Raw genomic sequence first — 16,847 nt, forward strand, 5'->3', positions numbered from 1 at the left:
ACAGACAACAAAAAGGCCCCGTGAGGAGCCTTTCTTATGAACTGACCGATGCACCGGTTTCACCCTGCGCCGGGTGCAGCGCCAGGTTGAACAGCGCCGCCACCATGTCCGACTGGGTCAGGATCCCCACCAGCTGCTCGCCATCCACCACCGGCATGTGGTGCAGGCCGCCATCAGAGAAGGCACCCACCAGATCGTAGAGCGGCTGATCGTGGCGGGCGGTCGACACGTTGCGGGTCATCAGGTCTGCGACCCTTAGCTCAGCCAGATCCGCGGCGCCTCGCGGCTGTTGTAGTGCCCGGTCGATCATCAGGTCGTGCAGGGTGATGATGCCGCTCAGCCGGCCGGCCTCGTCCACCACCGGCAGCGCCTTGACCTGATGGTGAGAGAGCCGTTGCCAGGCCGCCATGGCCGGCTGTTGCGCCTCAATCAGGATCAGATCCCGCGACATCACCTCCTGCACCCGCACCGTGCCCACCCGTCCTCGCAGCGCGTGCAGCTGGGCCTCCTGCAGCAGCGCCTGCAGATCCTGGCGGCTGATGTCGAGCAGCTCGCCGTGCTTCTCCAGCGCAAAGTCGATGTCCGCCGCCTGGGTCGCCACCCGCTCGCTCGGCTGGGGATCGGCGGTCTGATGGCGGTTGGGCCGGGCCTGACCGCTGTTGGGGTAACGGCGCCCCAGCAGCCGGTTGTAGCAGAGCGCCAGTAGCAGCAACAACAGCGAATTGAGCAGCACCGGCAGCAGCACATAGCCCACCCCGAGCTGGCGGATCCCCTCGCCGCCGATGACCGCGGTCAAGGCCACGGCGCCGCCAGGGGGATGCAGGCTGCGGGTGAGCAACATGGCGGCGATGGCCAGCATCACGGCAAGGGCCGCCGCCAGCGCCGGATCCGCCACCAGGCTGGCACTCAGCACCCCCATCAGCGCTGATACCCCATTTCCCACCAGAATGGACCAGGGCTGGGCCAACGGGCTGGCTGGCGCCGCAAACAGCAGCACGGCGGAGGCCCCCATGGGGGCGATCAGCCAATGGACCTCAAGCCCCAGCCCCCCACGGCACAAGAGGGCGGTTCCCAATAGCCCGACGAAGGCGCCCAAGGCGCCGTAACAACTCTCTTTGAGACTGGTATTGGTGGATACCGGAAAGAAATCCCTGAACTGCATGGGGCTCCTGCGAGGATAACATTCATTTCAAATGCGCGATTTTAACGACATACCGCGGGCAAATACCACCAGGAGATGCGATCTACTCCGCTCAGCCATCCCGCACCAGGAAAACAGGAATCATACGGAAACGACCCTGTTCCATCCGAGCACTCTGAAACTGTGACTCAGCAACAAATTCTTACAAAAAATGGCGTACCCCCCTCATTTTTCTCTTTTCTTAACCTCGGCTTAAGAAATGTCGTGTCACCTTGAGGCCATATTCATGCACGGAGCCACTACTTATGAGCACTATCAGAGATGCCCTGCGCCGCTTCGACGGTCAGCGCCGCTGCTGGACCGCCGGGCTGGAGCGGGCCGCCCTCGCCTGGCTCGCGCGTCAAGGCCGACTGCCGGCAGTCAGCCAGCCTCCCCAGCGGATCCTGGTCATTCGCAGCACCTGCCGCATCGGCAACAACCTGTTTCTGCTGCCCTTCTTGCAAAAGGTACGCAGTGCCCACCCCCATGCCGAGATAGAGCTGGTGTGCATCGGCGGCCAGCTGCTCCCCTTCCTGGCCGATCTGCAGCTGCAGCGCATTCACCCGGTCAGATTGCAGGGCAAGCGGCTGCTGGCCTCCCTGTCGGTGCTGTGGCAACTGCGCCGTCAGCATTACGATCGGGTCTATGTGCCCTTTGCCTCCAGCACCGATCACCTCATCGCCGGCTGGGTAAAGGCCCGCGAGAAGCTGGGCTTTGACGATGCCAAGGGGGATGCCCTGTTCCCCCAGCCCCTCACTCCCAACGACCACTGTCACTACGCCCACCAGCCGCTGCAACTGCTCGGCATGCACGGTCATCTCGCCGATAAGATTGAACTCGGCAGCTTGTTGCACAGCGCCAGCCCACGGCTGCTGGCGCTCAGGCAGGACTACCCGGAACGGCCGCTCATCGGCTTTTTCACCGGTGCCCGCAAGGGCAAGGGGCTCTCCCTGCCCCAGTGGCAACGGCTGCTCGGGGATCTGCGCCGCCACTATCCCAGCGCCCTGCTGATCCAGCTCGAGGATCCCGCCGATCCCCAGCCCCAGCTCGGCGACGTGCAGGTCTCCCTCTCCAGCCTGAGCGAGCTGGCCCGCTTTGCCGGCGGCCTCTCCCTCTTCGTCAGCGGTGACACCGGGCCATTGCACCTGGCTGCCGCCAGCGGCGTGCCCTGCCTCGGTCTCTTTACCCAGACCGATCCCGCCCGTTACGGCTGCCTCGGTGCCCAGCACCTCAATCAGGTGATCGGCGATCGCAATGCCATCCCCCTCGATCACCACTGGCTGGCCGGGGTCATGGCACGCACCCCGCTCAATCAGGAGAGGTTACCAGCGCCAACTCCGGCCCCTTGCTTGCCATGTGCGCCCTTGCCGCTCCCTGCTGCGGGCTGATCCAGCCAGCGCCCACACCGGCAGAGCGATTCAACCCGCCCTGCCGGTCCACTCCTCAGCATGGGGCTCAGCGATAGCGAGCCTCCATCCTGGCCAGCTCGCCACTTTGCCGCAATCGCGCCAAGATGCGAGTCAACTCGTCCACCCTGGCGGCGAAGGGGGATGAGTTGGCAATACAGAGGTGGAGCGGCGTCAGCTCCAGTTGCAGGGGGACTTCCGTGATCGTCCCCGCCAATCCCAGCTGAGCCAGCTTGAAGCGCGCCACCAGAGGATCCGTGATCATCAGATCCCCCCGACCGGCCGCCAGCAACTTGAAGACATTGTCCACATTGCTGGTGAGATGCACCTTGAAACCGACCAGATTCTCCTTGCCCCAGCCATTGCCGATGTAGTCGAGAATGGTGAACGCCTTGAGATCGCTCAAGGCGCGGGCCTGGTTGAGACGAGCCAGGGCCGGATGCCCGGTTTGCGTGAACAGGGTCAAAGGTGAAAAGGCCACCGGGGCCTCAACCACCCGGGTATAGGCTCGCCGCTCCCGGGTCGGCACGGTGACGAAGCCGTCGGCTTGACCGGCACGGACCAGTTTCTGCGCCCGCAACCAGGGATATCCCTCATGATGCACCTGAACCCCAAGCTCGAGCCCGACCCTGTCCATCACATCCACCATGAGGCCGCGCATCTTGCCCTCCTCGTCACGCCATGAGTAGGGGGCAAAATCATCGAAATAGACCATGTTGAGCGAGGAGATGGCAACCGCCTGGGGAGATGCCGCCAACAGCAGCCCCCATAAACACCCGAACCAGAGACCCGCTTTCATCATGTCAGCCCCGCCGTCATCACCCTGCCCTGAGCCTAGCGCAAGCGCATCGAATGCAAAAATGGGCGAGGCCTCGCCGGCGCAGGCGGGGTGATATCGTCAAGCTGCCACGCTTGCCGGCCTAGGATCCAGCCTTGCAAAACAGGGGGAACATGGCGGGGGTTATGGGGGCTGCGTCCAGTATTCCGGGACCGACGTGCCACCCGGCCTGCCCGCGCCGTCATTGCTACAACCCCTCCCCAGGCCAACATCAACGGTTGATCCGGCATAAAAAGAGAGGGAAGGCTTGCGCCTTCCCTCGTTCGTTATGCCCGTACTCTCTTGTTGTTTGCAGATGTTCTTCAGGCCAGCTCGGCGCGCAGCGCCTTGGTGGCATCGACCATCACCTTGAGGGCGGCCTCGGTCTCTTCCCAGCCGCGGGTCTTGAGGCCGCAGTCCGGGTTGATCCAGAGCCGCTCTGCCGGGATCTGCTTGGCGGCCTTGCGGATCAGATCCTCAATCCAGCCCTGGCTCGGCACGTTCGGCGAGTGGATGTCGTAGACGCCCGGGCCGATTTCGTTGGGGTAGTTGAAGCGCTCGAACGCTCCCAGCAGCTGCATCTGGCTACGGCTGGTCTCGATGGTGATGACGTCCGCATCGAGCGCCGCCACCGCCTCGATGATGAGGTTGAAGTCGCTGTAACACATGTGGGTGTGGATCTGGGTGCTGTCCACTACCGGGCTCGCGCTCAGGCGGAAGGCGCGCACCGCCCAGTCGAGATACGCCTGATGATCCTGTTTGCGCAGGGGCAGCCCTTCACGGATCGCCGGTTCGTCGATCTGGATGATCTTGATACCGGCGGCTTCCAGGTCTGCCACCTCGTCGCGAATGGCCAGGCCAATCTGCAGGGCGGACTGTTCGCGGCTCACGTCTTCGCGCGGGAAGGACCAGCAGAGGATGGTCACCGGGCCAGTCAGCATGCCCTTGACCGGCTTGTCGGTCAGGCTCTGGGCAAACCGGGTCCACGCCAGGGTCATGGGGGTCGGCCGGTCGATGTCGCGGGTGATCACCGGCGGCTTGACGCAGCGGGAGCCATAGCTCTGTACCCAGCCGAAGCGGGTGATGGCAAAGCCGTCCAGCAGCTCACCGAAGTACTCCACCATGTCGTTGCGCTCGGCTTCGCCGTGCACCAGCACGTCCAGCCCGATGGCCTCCTGGCGCAGGATGGCATCCTTGATCTGGGCCTGAATGCCCGCCTCGTAGGCACTGTCGTCGATACGACCGGCTCGCCAATCCTGGCGCAGCACCCGAATTTCCGAGGTCTGCGGGAAGGAGCCGATGGTGGTGGTCGGCAGCAGCGGCAACTTGAGATCCGCGCGCTGTGCCTCGGCCCGCACCGGGTAGGCGCTGTGGCGCTCGAAATCGCTGTTGGTGAGGCTGGCGAGGCGCGACTGCACCGCCTTCTTGTGTACCCGGCTGTCAGATTCCCGATCCACGATGGGCTGGCTGTAAGCGGTGATCTTGTCCAGCTCCCCGCCATTGAGATGGTCGGCCAGCAGCCCCAGCTCGTAGCATTTTTGCAGGGCAAAGGCGAACCAGCTGCGGGTCTGGGGATCCAGCTCGTGCTCCAGGGTCAAGTCCACCGGGCTGTGCAGCAAGGAGCAGGAGGAGGCCACCCAGAGCCGCTCGCCAAGCTTGGCTTTCAGTGCTTTCAGGGTCGGTACCAGCTTGGCCAGATTGGCACGCCAGACGTTGCGACCGTTGATGACCCCGGCCGAGATGACCCACTGGGCCGGCAGGTGCGGGACCAGGGTCTCCAACTGCTCGGGGGCCGCCACCAGATCCAGGTGCAGGCCATCCACCTTCAGGCTGGTGATGATGTCGCGCTGATGGGCCACCGAACCGAAGTAGGTGGTGAGCAGCAGCTTGCAGGGTCCGGCCAGACGCTCATAGGCGTTGAGATAGGCGAGGCGCCACTCGTCCGGCAGGTCCAGCGCCAGCGCCGGCTCGTCGATCTGCACCCACTCCACCCCCTGGGCGGCCAGTTTCGCCAGGATCTCCTGATAGACGATGAGCAGGCGATCGAGCAGCTCGAGGCGGGAGAAGCCGTTCTCTTTCTCTTTGCCAAGCCACAGGTAGGAGACGGGGCCCAGCAGCACCGCCTTGACCGGCAACCCCAGCGCCTTGGCCTCTTCCACTTCGTCAAACAGCTGGCTCCAGCCCAGTTTGAAGCGCTGGTCGCGGCTGAACTCGGGCACCAGGTAGTGATAGTTGGTGTTGAACCACTTGGTCATCTCGGCGGCGGCAGCGGCCGGGCCGGTCGGCGCACGGCCACGGGCGACCCGGAACAGGGTATCGAGATCGGTGTCGCCATGGCGGTGGCGGGCGGGGATGGCATCCACCAGCAGGCTGGTGCCGAGCACCTGATCGTACCAGGCGAAGTCGCCCACCGGCAGCAGGGTCACGCCGGCCTGCTGCTGGGCCTGCCAGTGACGCTCACGCAGGCTCTTGCCGGTGGCGATGAGTTCGGCCTGGCTGGTTTCGCCGCGCCAGTAGGATTCGAGGGCAAATTTCAGCTCGCGCTTGGCGCCGATACGGGGAAAGCCCAGGGTGTGTGCGCAGGTCATAGGTTCCATTCCTTATGCTCATTCATCTGATGGTGAACTGGATGACTTAGCCATCCAGATGTTTACACATCCAAAATGACAAGATAAGGTGGCGTTGGCTATTGAATCCTTTTCAACTGGCTCTCAAGAAATTCTCAAGGCGGACAACAAACCGCCGCCCAGGCACAACAAGGAGGGATACCATGGCGGTGTCAAGCAACCCGGGGATCGACATCAAGCACCTGAAGACGGTGAGCGCGCTGGCCGAGCAGGGCTCGCTGGCCGGGGCGGCACTGACCCTCAACCTCACCCAGTCCGCCCTCTCCCACCAGCTCAAGGAGCTGGAGACCCGCCTCAATCTGGAGCTCTATCTGCGCAAGAGCCGGCCACTGGTGCTGACTGCGGCCGGCAACCAGCTGCTGGGGCTGGCCCGCCAGGTGCTGCCGGCGCTGGCCCAGACCGAGAAACAGCTGCAGGCCCTGCACAGCGGCGACGCCGGTCGCCTTCACCTGGCGCTCGATTGCCACAGTTGCATCCAGTGGCTGCTGCCGCTGCTGCCCGATTTTCGCCGTCAGTGGCCGGGGGTGGATCTGGAGGTGGAGTCGGTGCAGGGCTTTGATGCCATCAGCGCCCTGCTCGGCGGCCAGCTCGACCTTCTGCTCACCTCGGATGTGCAGGCGCGCGGCGATCTCCACTTCGAGCCGCTGTTCGCCTTCGAGCTGGTGCTGGTGATGGCGCCGGACCACCCCCTCTGTGGCCAGCAGACCATCAAGCCTGAGGATCTGCGCCCCGAGGTGCTGCTGGTCTACCCGGTGGAGCGGGCGCGGATGGACGTGTTCAGCCGCTTCCTGCAGCCGGCCGGCATCGAGCCCGCCCGCTGCAAGCCGGTGGACAACACCTCAGTGATGCTGCAGATGGCCGCCGCCGGCCTTGGCGTCGCCGCCCTGCCGCGCTGGGCCTGCGAGGAGTTCGTGCGCCAGGGGCTGCTCGAGGCGCGCCCGCTCGCCGAGGGGGTGCGCCGCCACATGTATGGCGCGGTGCGCGCCGCCGACCGGGATCAAGCCTGTCTGCAGAGCCTGTTTGAGCGGATTCGCAGCAAGATGGGCGACGTAAGAGCACAGTAATCCATACGGCAAGGCGCAGTAAAAGCCGCCTGAGGGCGGCTTGTCATCACGCAGGGCTTCTCTGTTCAACCACCCTCTTCACAGCTCGCCGCCCCCTGCCGCCGCGGGCAGTTGGCGCAGAGCTCACCATCACGGCGCTTGTAGTGCAGGCAGCAGCGCTGGCGCACATAACCGACCAAGCCGGCCGCTGGCGGCCAGGGCGCCGGCTGCCAGCCCGCCAGATGCTCGGCCGGCAGGCCGCAGGCGGCAAGCCAGTGCGGTGCATGGGCCGCCAACTCGGCGAGGCTTATCTCGTCAAAGAACTCCGGCACCCGCACCAGTGCCGCCAGCAGATCGTCCGCCAAGAGTGGCCGCACGAAGCCGGGTCGCAGCCGCTGCACCTGCCCCAGCGCTGCGAACAGCGCCTGCCAATGGGCCTGCAGCCGCTCGCCCGCCGTCTTGATCAAGAGCTCCAGCTCTCCCTTGATCATGGGTTCGGCCGGCAGGGTAAAGCCCGATACCAGTCCATCCTGATAACTCTGACCCAGCCTCTCCAGCGCCGGCACGGCCCGCAACCGATAGACGGCCACCATGGCCAGATAGATGGATTGCCAGCAGAGCATGCCCCAGCTGCGGGTGAGCCAGTAGGCGGGGCCCGCCTCCGGATGGGCCAGTCGCCAATGCTCGTGCAGCGTAGCCGCCACCTCGGCCGGCGTGGCCTGCTTGGTCGCCGTCAGCAGCGCCTCAGCCTCGCCGGCAGCCACCAGCCGCCCCTTGAGGGACGGGATAAGCCCGGCGGCGGCCGCAAACAGGGCGCTGTGATCCGCCAATGCCTGCAGATCCGGCTCGCGCTGCGCCACCGAAGTGCGGGCACGACGGCCGGCGCCGCTCATGGGGTGAGAGAGTCCCGGGCGCGGCCCGGGACGCAGGGTCAGAATGCGTATTTGAGTCGCGCCTCCACGCTGCGCTCTGCGCCGAACCAGCAGTTGTTCTGGTCGTAGCAGGAGTAGTAGGTCTTGTTGAACAGGTTGCTGGCACTGAGTGACACCTCCACCCCTTGCAGGCGCTGGCTGAGCCGGGCCAGATCGTAGGAGGCAGCCATGTCCATCAGCAGGTAATCCGGCACTGTGTCGGTGTTGGCGGCATCAAGCTGGGCCTCCCCCACGTAGCGCAGGCCAGCCCCCAGGCGTGCCCCTTCCAGCGGACCGGCCGGCAGGTAGTTGCTCCACAGCGAAGCCATTTGCTTGGGCACCCAGACCGGGGTCTTGCCCTGCAGGCTGGTGGTGTCGCGGGTGATCTCCATCTCCTGACGGGTATAGCTCAGCGCCAGATCCCAGCGGCTGGTGAGATCGAGTCGCCCCTCCAGCTCGATCCCCTTGGAGACCATCTCGCCGGTCTGCAGCTTGGGCCCGTAGACGTTGTCCGGATCCGTCACCAGAGCATTTTGCTTGGTGATGTGGAAGACCGAAGTGGTAAAGGTCTTGCTCATGTCCTCAGAGTGGAACTTGAGCCCCCCCTCCCACTGCCGGCCGGTGGCCGGTTTGAACGCCTGGCCCTGCTTGTCCGCCCCCGCCACCGGTTCGAAACTCTCGGCATAGCTCACATAGGGCGAGAGGCCGTGATCCAGCTCGTAGAGGGCGCCGAGGCGCAGCGAGAGGTTGTCCTGATCAATCTGGGCCAGGGTATTGCTCGCCGCCCCCTGATAGAGGGTCCGGCTGTCGGTGTCCATCCGGTAGCGGTCGTAGCGGGCGCCGCCGATGGCCACCAGCCGATCGAGGCGCACCTGATCCTGCAGGTAGAGGCCACTCTGATACTGGCGGATGGTGCGGTTGTCCTGATAGTTGAAGGCCAGAACTGCCGGCACTATCTGCTGGTGATTCGGGTTGAAAATGTCGATGGCCGGGGCAGAGTAGTCGAGGGTATCCCGGTAGAGAATGCGCGCATCCAGATACTGGTAATCGACCCCCAGCAACAGGTTGTGCTGGGCCTTGCCCGTCTGCACCTTGCCCGCCAGCTGGTTGTCGATGACAAAGCCGCGGGACTCTTCATCGGTCAGGTAGGCGTTGCGGGCCAGGGTGCGGTTATCGGCCGCCAAGGCCGCGTTGTAGGTGTTCTGCTGGTTGGCCGAAGCATCCATGTAGCGGGCGTTTTGCAGCAGCTGCCAGTTGGCGTTGAAGTCGTGGCTCAGCTTGTAGCCGAGCAGGGTGACCTCCCGGCTGTAGTGGTTCCAGTTTTCATCGCCAAGGAAGGTGTCGCTGCCAAGCTGGCCCAGCGGATTGGACTTGACCGAGCCGCTGGCCGGCACCGTGGTGTAAATGCCGGCAGCGGGGTCTTTCTGGTAGTAGAGGTTGAGGTTCAGCAGGGTGCGCTCACTCAACTGCCAGTCGAGAGAGGGCGCCAGCACGTAGCGCTCCTCCTCTGAGGTCACCGCCTGGCCCTCTTTCTGGCGGGCCAGCCCCACCAGCCGATAGGCAAACTGATCGTTGAGGACGCCGGTGCTGTCGAGGGTCAGCTCCTTGAGATTACCGGTGCCACTCGCCAGGCTCACGCTGTGGCTGGCCTCCCGCTGGGGGCGCTTGGCGATGAGGTTCACCATGCCGCCGGGGGGCATGCTGCCGTAAAGCACGGAGGTGGGCCCCTTGAACACCTCCAGCTGCTCGATGGCCACCGGATCGATCTGGGGCTGCAGGTTCCAGTCGTTGTACTGCAGCAGCAGGCCGTCGTAGAAGTTCTGGTAGTTGTCAAAGCCGCGGATGTTGAACAGATCCAGCCGGTTGACCGCCCCGCCCCGCAGCTCGGTGTTGACGCCGGGCACGTAGCGCAGCGCCTCGCTCACTGAGCTGACGCCGCGCTGTTCCAGGGTGTCCCCCTCCACCACCGAGATGGCCTGGGGCGTCTCCAGGGGGTCGAGCCGGGTCTTGGTCGCGGTGTTGCGATAGGTCTCGCCGAGCACGGTCAGGGTCTCGTCGGCCCGGGTCTGTGTCGGGCGCTCGGTGGCGGCTGCCTGCACAGGGCCAGCCAACAGGGCGGAGAGGGTCGCGGCGACCAGGGTCAAAGGGGGGTGAGTGGCGTACATCTGATCCTCGAATGCAATGATTGAATAGTAACAAATCTCATTTGCATTTTATTGGGTCATTTTGCCCTTGAATTAACAATTTGGGGCATGTTGGCGCGAAAGAGGGAGAAAATGCGGCCACTTTGGCCCCATCCGGCAACCTCAACTGACGGCAGACACGCAGGCGATGTCGAGTGGATAGCAAGGCCTGGCGCAGTCAAAAGGGAAAGAGGGATAGCAGCGCGGCATCCGCCGGGCAAGGGAATAGCCGTGTCAGAGGGGGGTGACGGGTAGCCAGTACTCCATACGGGCATCCGGCTGGTTGCCGTCAAAATCGGGGGCGTAACGCTCCAGCTCGAAGCCGTCCACCCCGCGATAGCCGGAACTCGGCAACCAGTGCAGGATAAACCAGTTGAGGGTCTGCCCCAGCTGGCTGACGGGGCCCACGTGACTCAGCACTGCGTAGGTCTGGGCCGGCACCGGGAGGCGCGCCAGACCGTCTGGCAGGCTGGCCCCCTCCTCCATCACGCAGCCCGCCCAGTAGGGGAGCGACTCGCCAACGCCAGAAACATCCACCACCCCCACCCGCTCCTGCCCGGGTGGCAAACCGCCCGCCGTGCGCAGGGCATGCCAGATGGCGGGCACCGTCTGCTGAAAGTCGGGGACAGCGGCAAACAGCCCGCGGATCTGCCCCGTCACCCCTTGCAGGACAAAGCCCGGCTGGCTCTCGATCCGCACCTGTACCAGCCTGGCAGGCATGGGTTGCGGCAGGGTAGCCCGCACCAGGGGGGTACGCAGCCCCAGCCGCAGACCGCGTTTGCGATAGGCCAGCGGCGAGCAGCCGAACTGCTGTTTGAAGGCGCGGCTGAAGCTCACCTCGGAGCCAAAACCGTAACAGAGCGCCAGATCCAGCACCCGCTGGCGACCAGAGAGCAGCGCCTCTGCCGCCTGGCTCAGCTTGAGCTCGCGCACATAGTGGGCCACCGTCAGTCCCGTCTCATGGAGGAATACCCGCTGCAACTGCCAGCGCGACCAGCAGCTCTGCTCCGCCAGCTCGGCCAGCGCCAGCGGCAGATCCAGGTTGGCGTGGATGTAGTCGAGCACCCGCTCGATGCGGGTCAGCTGGCTGTGCGGCTGGGGCACGGCGTCGGGGATGGTGGGCAAGATGGTCATGACGAGATCGGATCTGGGCTGTCGGCAAGGCGCTGCGCGCAAGGGCCCCATTAAACATGGCCGCCACCTTGGCGGCAAGGGCTGGCGATATGGTCACGTCCGCCCTCTTGCCAGGTGGCTCGAGTGCTGGTCCGTCAAGCCAGCTTGGCAGGCTGTCACAAAAGTGACGCGTTTGCCTGTCAGATTGTTTGAAAACAAATATATCAATTACCCCAAAAAGCCCATAAAGTCCTCGTTCGAATCTTTTATGCAGGGAGAGCCTAGATGAAGAAAGTTGCCTTGATCACCGGAGCCCGTGGCGGCATCGGATCCGCCATCACCACCGCCTTGCTGGCCCAGGGGTATCGCATCATCGCCACCCACTCCAGCGCCAACGGGGCGGCGGCGCACGACTGGTATGCAGAGCAGGGTTTTCGGCCGGATCAGGTGCGGCTGCTGGCGCTGGACGTGGCCGACACCGCCATGTGCCGCGAGGCCCTGGGCCGCCTGCTGCAGGATGAAGGGCGGGTGGACGTGCTGGTCAACAATGCCGGCATCACCCGGGACGGGGCCTTCAAGCGGATGACCCCGGAGCAGTGGTTCGAGGTGATCCACACCAACCTGTGCAGCCTCTACAACGTGACCCAGCCGCTGTTTGACGCCATGTGCGAGCAGCGCGATGCCCGCATCATCAACATCTCCTCGGTCAATGGCCAGAAGGGGCAGTTCGGCCAGGTCAACTACTCGGCCGCCAAGGCGGGCATGCTGGGCTTCACCAAGGCACTGGCGGCGGAAGGGGCCCGCTTCGGGGTGACGGTCAACGCCATCGCCCCCGGCTACACCGCCACCCCCATGGTGGAGGCGATCCGCACCGACATCCTCGACAGCATCAAGGCCGACATCCCCATGCGCCGACTGGCCAAGCCGGAGGAGATCGCCGCCGCCGTGGTGTTTCTTGCCAGCGAGGCGGGTGCCTATATCACCGGCGAGACCCTGGCCATCAACGGCGGCCTCTATATGAAGTGAGGCCTGGCCTTATCTAATCGACATAGCACATCGACAGAGGGCAGCCCGCGGGCTGCCCTCTCTGTTTGATCCTTGTTTGCGCCGGCCAACCGGAACGACCTTCTTCCTTGCCCGGACTACGGACGTGTCGCCGCGGCCCCCACCGGCTCGGCGAAGTGGCTGCGCAGGGCGGCGATCACCCGGCGCACCTTCTCCGGGATCTCCCGCTGCGGGGTGATGGCGTGGATCTCCATGGGCGGCACCCGAAAGCCCGGCAACAGTTCCAGCAGGCGACCCGAGGCGAGATCGTCGGCGATCTCCCCCTCCGGCTGCAGCGACACCCCCTGCCCCGCCAGGGTGAACTGGCGCAGCGGCAGCACGTTGTTGCACACCACCCGCGGCTTGGGCTTGACCCTGTGCCCCTGCCCCTTCTCGTCGAAGAAGGTCAGGCCGCCGCTCAGCATGTCGGCGGCCAGCCAGTCGTGTTCCAGCAGCGCCTCCGGGCTGCGCGGGGTGCCCTTGCGCGCCAGATAGGCGGGCGAGGCGCACAGCAGCATCCGGGTCTGGCCCAGCTTGCGCGCCACCAGGGTGGAGTCTTCGAGCGTGCCGACCCGCAGCGCCACGTCGATACGCTCCTTGATGAGATCCCGCTTCTCGTCGTCGGCGATGATCTGGATGCACAGGCCGGGGTGGGCCTGCAGCAGCGGCGAGAGCGCCCGCGCCAGCGGCTGGCCGGCCATCCCCACCGGGGCGGTGATCCGCACCTCCCCCAGCAGGCTGTCACGTACCTCAGAGAGGCGCAACTCGGTCTGGTTGAGGGTTTGCTGCAGGGACTGGCACCCCTGCCACACCACCTCCCCCGCCTCGGTCAGGTTGAGACGGCGGGTGGAGCGGTGCAGCAGGGTGAGGCCGAGCAGGCTCTCCAGCTGGCTGATATGCTGACTGACGGCGGAGGGTGTCATGCCGAGAGCCTTGGCGGCGCCGGTCATGCTGCCCGCCTCGACCACGGCGGCGAAGATGGCGTAACGCTTGAGCTGTTCCATTATTAAATCCAGCTTATAAGTGAATGCAATTTACAACGGATTATTAAATCACATTCGGGGGCGTAGGATAGCCCCATTCCAACAGTGAAGGAGAATCTCCCATGAAAATTGCCCTGATCGGTGCCAGCGGTTTTGTCGGTACAGCCATCCTCAACGAAGCCGTCAGCCGCGGCCATCACGTCACCGCCATCGTGCGTGACGTGAGCAAGGTCGCCGCTCACCCGCAGGTCACCGCCGTGGCGGTGGATGCCCAGGACAGCCAGGCGCTGGCCAAGGTGCTCAAGGGGCACGATCGGGTGATCAGCGCCTACAACCCGGGCTGGACCACCCCGGACATCTACGACCAGTATCTCAAGGGGGCCAGCGCCATCGTGGCCGCCGCCGTCGCGGCCAACAGCTGGCTGCTGGTGGTCGGCGGTGCCGGCAGTCTGGAAATTGCCCCGGGCGTGCAACTGGTGGATACCCCGGAGTTCCCGGCCGAGTGGAAACAGGGGGCCCTGGCCGCCCGCGACGGCCTCACCGCCCTGCGCCGTGAAACTGCCCTCGACTGGCGTTTCGTCTCCCCGCCCGTGTTCCTGGAACCCGGCGAGAAGCGCGGCGGCTACCGGCTCGGTGCCGATCAGGTGCTGTTCAGCGGTGAACAACCGGCCGGGATCACGGTCGGCGATCTGGCCGATGGCGTGCTCAACGAAGCGGAAAAACCGGCCCACCTGCGCCAGCGCTTCACCCTGGGTTACTGAACCTGAGCCAGGCATCACACAGGGCCGCAGCGCCCGTTACACAAAGGGAGGCATCAGCCTCCCTTTTTACATCTCTGCGTTTTGCACATCTCTGCACAACCAGCGATCCTTGCCTCTTTTTGGCTCAAGTCGCGCTCCCATGGCGCTCAAGCCGGCACATGCCGAGTCAGGCCAACATGGGTGCCAAGTGCGCCGGTATATTGCCATTATCGCCGTTCAATCGGCAGCCACCCGGATGGGTGGCGAATTCTATTTCGATTTTTGTATATAACTAAGAATAATTTGTTGTTTCCGTCTTATAACTCCGAACAGTAGCATCTCCCTCAATCCAAATGGCGCCATCCCTGGCAACAGGGCGGTGGCCGGTTCATCGGTCAGGGCGTCGTCATTTTCATGTCAGGTGTGCGGGTAGCCTCCCGCCCCTGGCCAGTGAGGAGGTGCACATGGAACATTCACCACTGCCGATCATCGATCTCGCCGCCCTCGATGGCGCCCCCGAGACCCGTCGCCAGATGCTGGCCACCCTTGGCCGGGCGGCCCGTGAGGTGGGCTTTTTCTATCTGGTCGGCCATGGCCTGAGCGAGCAAGAGCAGCAGGAAACCCTGGCGCTGGCGGCCCGCTTCTTCGCCCTGCCACAGCAGGAGAAGCTGGCGGTGCAGATGGTGCACTCCCCCCACTTTCGCGGCTACAACCAGGTGGGGGCCGAGCTCACCCGGGCGCGGCCGGATCTGCGCGAACAGTTCGATATCATGAACGAGGCGCAGGCCCTGCCTTCGGCGCAGATCCGTGAACCCTGGCAGCGGCTTATCGGCCCCAACCAGTGGCCTGCCGCCCTGCCCGAGATGAAATCTCACCTGCTGGCGTGGCAGGAAAAGTTGAGCGCCATCAGCCTCACCCTGCTGGCCGCCTTCGCCGAGGTGCTGGAGCAACCAGCCGGGGTGTTTGACGAGAGCATTCGCGGCGCCCCCTATCAGCACATGAAGCTCATTCACTACCCGGGGCAAGCCGAGGGTGGCAGCGGTCAAGGAGTGGGTGCCCACAAGGATCCCGGCTACCTGACTCTGGTGATGCAGGATCATCACTCTGGGCTCGAGGTGGAGACAGCTAGTGGCTGGATCTCGGCGCCGCCCCTGCCGGGTGCCCTGGTGGTCAACATCGGCGAACTGCTGGAACTCGCCTCCAACGGCTACCTCAAGGCTACGCTGCACCGGGTGGCAAGCCCGCCGCCCGGAGTATCTCGCCTCTCCTGTGCCTTCTTCATGGCGGCGCGGCTGGATGCAACCGTGCCGCTGCTCAGCCTCTCCCCCGCGCTGGCAGCCCAGGCGCTGGGGCCCGAGAGCGACCCGACCAACCCGCTCTTTTATCAGGTGGGGGAGAACGTACTCAAAGGGAGGCTGCGCTCCCACCCGGATGTGGCGGTCCGCCACTATGGCGTCGCCCCGCCGTCGGCCAATCCGCAGATGACAAACGGGCAAACTACAAAGCGCGATCGGCGCGAGCCACAACTCGCCTGACGCTGCCATACCTAATAAACGGGGGCGCCGCGACGCCCCCTTCAGACGACACAAGCAGTTGGGCCACAGCCTGGCAATGACGGAGCAATACAATGAAATTCAAAACCATGAGCGTGCACAGCGGCCAGCGGATCGATCCCCAGACCGGTGCCCTCACCACCCCGCTCTACCAGAGCAGCACCTTCAGCTACTTCAACGCCCAGGCGGGCAAGGAGCGCTTCGCAGGTCAAGCCCCCGGCTTCATCTACAGCCGCTTTGGCAACCCCACCACCGCCGAGCTGGAGCAGAAGCTGGCGGCGCTGGAAGGGGCCGACGAGGCGCTGGTGGTGGCGAGCGGCATGGCGGCGGTGAGCGCCATCATGTATGCCCTGGCCGACAGCGGCGATGAAGTGGCCTATATCGGCCCGCTCTACGGCGGCACCGATGCGTTTCTCAAGCAGACCTTCAGCCGCGCCGGCATCAAGGTCACCGCCTACGAGAGCGATCAGGATCTGCTGACCAACATCCGCCCCGCCACCAAGGTGGTACTGTTCGAAACCCTGACCAACCCCACCCTCAAGGTGGTAGATCCGCGGGTGGTCGTGGAAGCGGCCCGCAAGGTGGGCGCCATTACGGTGTGTGACAACACCTTCCTCACCCCCTATCTGCTGCGCCCGCTCGAGCTTGGCATCGACATCGTCATGCACAGCGGCACCAAATACCTGGGCGGTCACGGCGACATCATCGCCGGGGTGGTGGCGGGCTCTCACACGCTGATGAAGTCGATCCGTACCGTGGCCCTCAAGCACATCGGCTCCCCCATAGGCCCGCAGGAGGCCTACCTGCTGCAGCGCGGGGTCAAGACCCTGCCCCTGCGCATGGATGCCCACCTGCACAATGCCCAGCAGGTGGCCGACTTCCTGGCCGCCCATCCGGCGGTGAAGAAGGTGATCTACCCGGGACTTGCCAACCATCCGGGCCACGATGCCCTCGGCGCCTTCGCCAGCGGTTTTGGTGGCATGGTGAGCATCGAGCTGGAAGGTGGGTTTGAACGCTGCGCCACCCTGCTCGACAACCTGCAGCTGTTCGTGCAGGCGGTGAGTCTGGGGGATCTCGAGAGCCTGGCCTGCCATCCGGCCAGCACCACCCACGCCGCCATGGACGAGGCGAGCCGCCTTGCCGCCGGGGTCAATGACGCTCTCATCCGCTTCAGCATCGGGGTGGAGGACGCCGACGATCTGATCGCCGATCTGGCCGCCGCCCTGGCCCTTATCTGACCGTTTGCC

General features: G+C 64.8%; 13 protein-coding genes. 6 read left to right on the forward strand and 7 right to left on the reverse strand.

The window, feature by feature from the left end; genetic code table 11:
* Window positions 1-34 precede the first annotated feature (34 nt).
* Window positions 35-1,162: an HPP family protein gene (locus tag AB5Y98_RS07370; RefSeq protein WP_368231626.1), complete on the reverse strand. Its 1,128-nt coding sequence runs from the start codon at window positions 1,160-1,162 to the stop codon at window positions 35-37.
* 284 nt (window positions 1,163-1,446) lie between these two features.
* On the opposite strand from AB5Y98_RS07370, the gene AB5Y98_RS07375 reads away from it, so the two are divergent.
* On the forward strand, window positions 1,447-2,568 hold the full coding sequence (locus tag AB5Y98_RS07375) for a glycosyltransferase family 9 protein (protein WP_368231627.1): 1,122 nt from the start codon (window positions 1,447-1,449) through the stop codon (window positions 2,566-2,568).
* Between the two features lie 67 nt (window positions 2,569-2,635).
* On the opposite strand, the gene AB5Y98_RS07380 is transcribed toward AB5Y98_RS07375, so the two are convergent.
* On the reverse strand, window positions 2,636-3,301 hold the full coding sequence (locus AB5Y98_RS07380) for an ABC transporter substrate-binding protein (RefSeq protein ID WP_017780069.1): 666 nt from the start codon (window positions 3,299-3,301) through the stop codon (window positions 2,636-2,638).
* 425 nt (window positions 3,302-3,726) lie between these two features.
* A complete protein-coding gene (metE, locus tag AB5Y98_RS07385; protein WP_368231628.1) occupies window positions 3,727-5,991 on the reverse strand; it encodes a 5-methyltetrahydropteroyltriglutamate--homocysteine S-methyltransferase in 2,265 nt (754 codons plus the stop codon).
* Between the two features lie 182 nt (window positions 5,992-6,173).
* Between metE and AB5Y98_RS07390 the strand changes: the two genes are divergently transcribed.
* Window positions 6,174-7,094, forward strand: coding sequence for a LysR substrate-binding domain-containing protein (locus AB5Y98_RS07390; RefSeq protein ID WP_368231629.1), 921 nt, complete (start codon window positions 6,174-6,176; stop codon window positions 7,092-7,094).
* Window positions 7,095-7,159: 65 nt separating this feature from the next.
* On the opposite strand, the gene AB5Y98_RS07395 is transcribed toward AB5Y98_RS07390, so the two are convergent.
* The 3 genes from AB5Y98_RS07395 to AB5Y98_RS07405 form a co-directional block, all read right to left on the reverse strand.
* Window positions 7,160-7,966, reverse strand: a complete 807-nt coding sequence (locus AB5Y98_RS07395; protein ID WP_208200017.1) for a siderophore ferric iron reductase — start codon at window positions 7,964-7,966, stop codon at window positions 7,160-7,162.
* Between the two features lie 38 nt (window positions 7,967-8,004).
* Window positions 8,005-10,149 (reverse strand): TonB-dependent siderophore receptor, encoded by a 2,145-nt coding sequence (locus AB5Y98_RS07400; protein ID WP_368231630.1) that lies wholly within the window; start codon window positions 10,147-10,149, stop codon window positions 8,005-8,007.
* Between the two features lie 252 nt (window positions 10,150-10,401).
* Window positions 10,402-11,379 carry a helix-turn-helix domain-containing protein gene (locus AB5Y98_RS07405; protein WP_368231631.1) on the reverse strand — a complete coding sequence of 326 codons (978 nt, stop codon included), beginning with the start codon at window positions 11,377-11,379 and terminating at the stop codon, window positions 10,402-10,404.
* Between the two features lie 186 nt (window positions 11,380-11,565).
* Here AB5Y98_RS07405 and AB5Y98_RS07410 point away from each other — a divergent pair, with 186 nt between their 5' ends.
* Complete coding sequence (locus tag AB5Y98_RS07410) at window positions 11,566-12,306, forward strand: SDR family oxidoreductase (protein WP_010634159.1); 741 nt, start codon at window positions 11,566-11,568, stop codon at window positions 12,304-12,306.
* Between the two features lie 116 nt (window positions 12,307-12,422).
* Here AB5Y98_RS07410 and AB5Y98_RS07415 read toward each other — a convergent pair whose 3' ends face one another.
* Window positions 12,423-13,328 (reverse strand): LysR family transcriptional regulator, encoded by a 906-nt coding sequence (locus AB5Y98_RS07415; protein WP_368231632.1) that lies wholly within the window; start codon window positions 13,326-13,328, stop codon window positions 12,423-12,425.
* Window positions 13,329-13,429: 101 nt separating this feature from the next.
* Between AB5Y98_RS07415 and AB5Y98_RS07420 the strand changes: the two genes are divergently transcribed.
* The 3 genes from AB5Y98_RS07420 (at window position 13,430) to AB5Y98_RS07430 (ending at window position 16,838) form a co-directional block, all read left to right on the forward strand.
* A complete protein-coding gene (locus tag AB5Y98_RS07420) occupies window positions 13,430-14,068 on the forward strand; it encodes an NAD(P)-dependent oxidoreductase (protein WP_065017736.1) in 639 nt (212 codons plus the stop codon).
* 443 nt (window positions 14,069-14,511) lie between these two features.
* The gene (locus AB5Y98_RS07425) at window positions 14,512-15,582 is read left to right on the forward strand and encodes an isopenicillin N synthase family oxygenase (RefSeq protein WP_123246033.1); all 1,071 of its coding nucleotides are present in this window, start codon (window positions 14,512-14,514) and stop codon (window positions 15,580-15,582) included.
* Window positions 15,583-15,674: 92 nt separating this feature from the next.
* Window positions 15,675-16,838, forward strand: coding sequence for a PLP-dependent aspartate aminotransferase family protein (locus AB5Y98_RS07430; protein ID WP_368231633.1), 1,164 nt, complete (start codon window positions 15,675-15,677; stop codon window positions 16,836-16,838).
* Window positions 16,839-16,847: the final 9 nt, after the last annotated feature.

This window comes from Aeromonas sp. s3, assembly GCF_040907805.1.
GTDB classification, from domain to species: Bacteria; Pseudomonadota; Gammaproteobacteria; order Enterobacterales; family Aeromonadaceae; genus Aeromonas; species Aeromonas dhakensis.

Excerpts from the sequence above, each read along its gene's own strand:
- AB5Y98_RS07370 (WP_368231626.1), bottom strand. The coding sequence starts at position 1,162 with ATGCAGTTCAGGGATTTCTTTCCGGTATCCACCAATACCAGTCTCAAA.
- AB5Y98_RS07375 (WP_368231627.1), top strand. The coding sequence starts at position 1,447 with ATGAGCACTATCAGAGATGCCCTGCGCCGCTTCGACGGTCAGCGCCGC.
- AB5Y98_RS07380 (WP_017780069.1), bottom strand. The coding sequence starts at position 3,301 with ATGGTCTATTTCGATGATTTTGCCCCCTACTCATGGCGTGACGAGGAG.
- metE (WP_368231628.1), bottom strand. The coding sequence starts at position 5,991 with ATGACCTGCGCACACACCCTGGGCTTTCCCCGTATCGGCGCCAAGCGC.
- AB5Y98_RS07390 (WP_368231629.1), top strand. The coding sequence starts at position 6,174 with ATGGCGGTGTCAAGCAACCCGGGGATCGACATCAAGCACCTGAAGACG.
- AB5Y98_RS07395 (WP_208200017.1), bottom strand. The coding sequence starts at position 7,966 with ATGAGCGGCGCCGGCCGTCGTGCCCGCACTTCGGTGGCGCAGCGCGAG.
- AB5Y98_RS07400 (WP_368231630.1), bottom strand. The coding sequence starts at position 10,149 with ATGTACGCCACTCACCCCCCTTTGACCCTGGTCGCCGCGACCCTCTCC.
- AB5Y98_RS07410 (WP_010634159.1), top strand. The coding sequence starts at position 11,566 with ATGAAGAAAGTTGCCTTGATCACCGGAGCCCGTGGCGGCATCGGATCC.
- AB5Y98_RS07415 (WP_368231632.1), bottom strand. The coding sequence starts at position 13,328 with ATGGAACAGCTCAAGCGTTACGCCATCTTCGCCGCCGTGGTCGAGGCG.
- AB5Y98_RS07420 (WP_065017736.1), top strand. The coding sequence starts at position 13,430 with ATGAAAATTGCCCTGATCGGTGCCAGCGGTTTTGTCGGTACAGCCATC.
- AB5Y98_RS07425 (WP_123246033.1), top strand. The coding sequence starts at position 14,512 with ATGGAACATTCACCACTGCCGATCATCGATCTCGCCGCCCTCGATGGC.
- AB5Y98_RS07430 (WP_368231633.1), top strand. The coding sequence starts at position 15,675 with ATGAAATTCAAAACCATGAGCGTGCACAGCGGCCAGCGGATCGATCCC.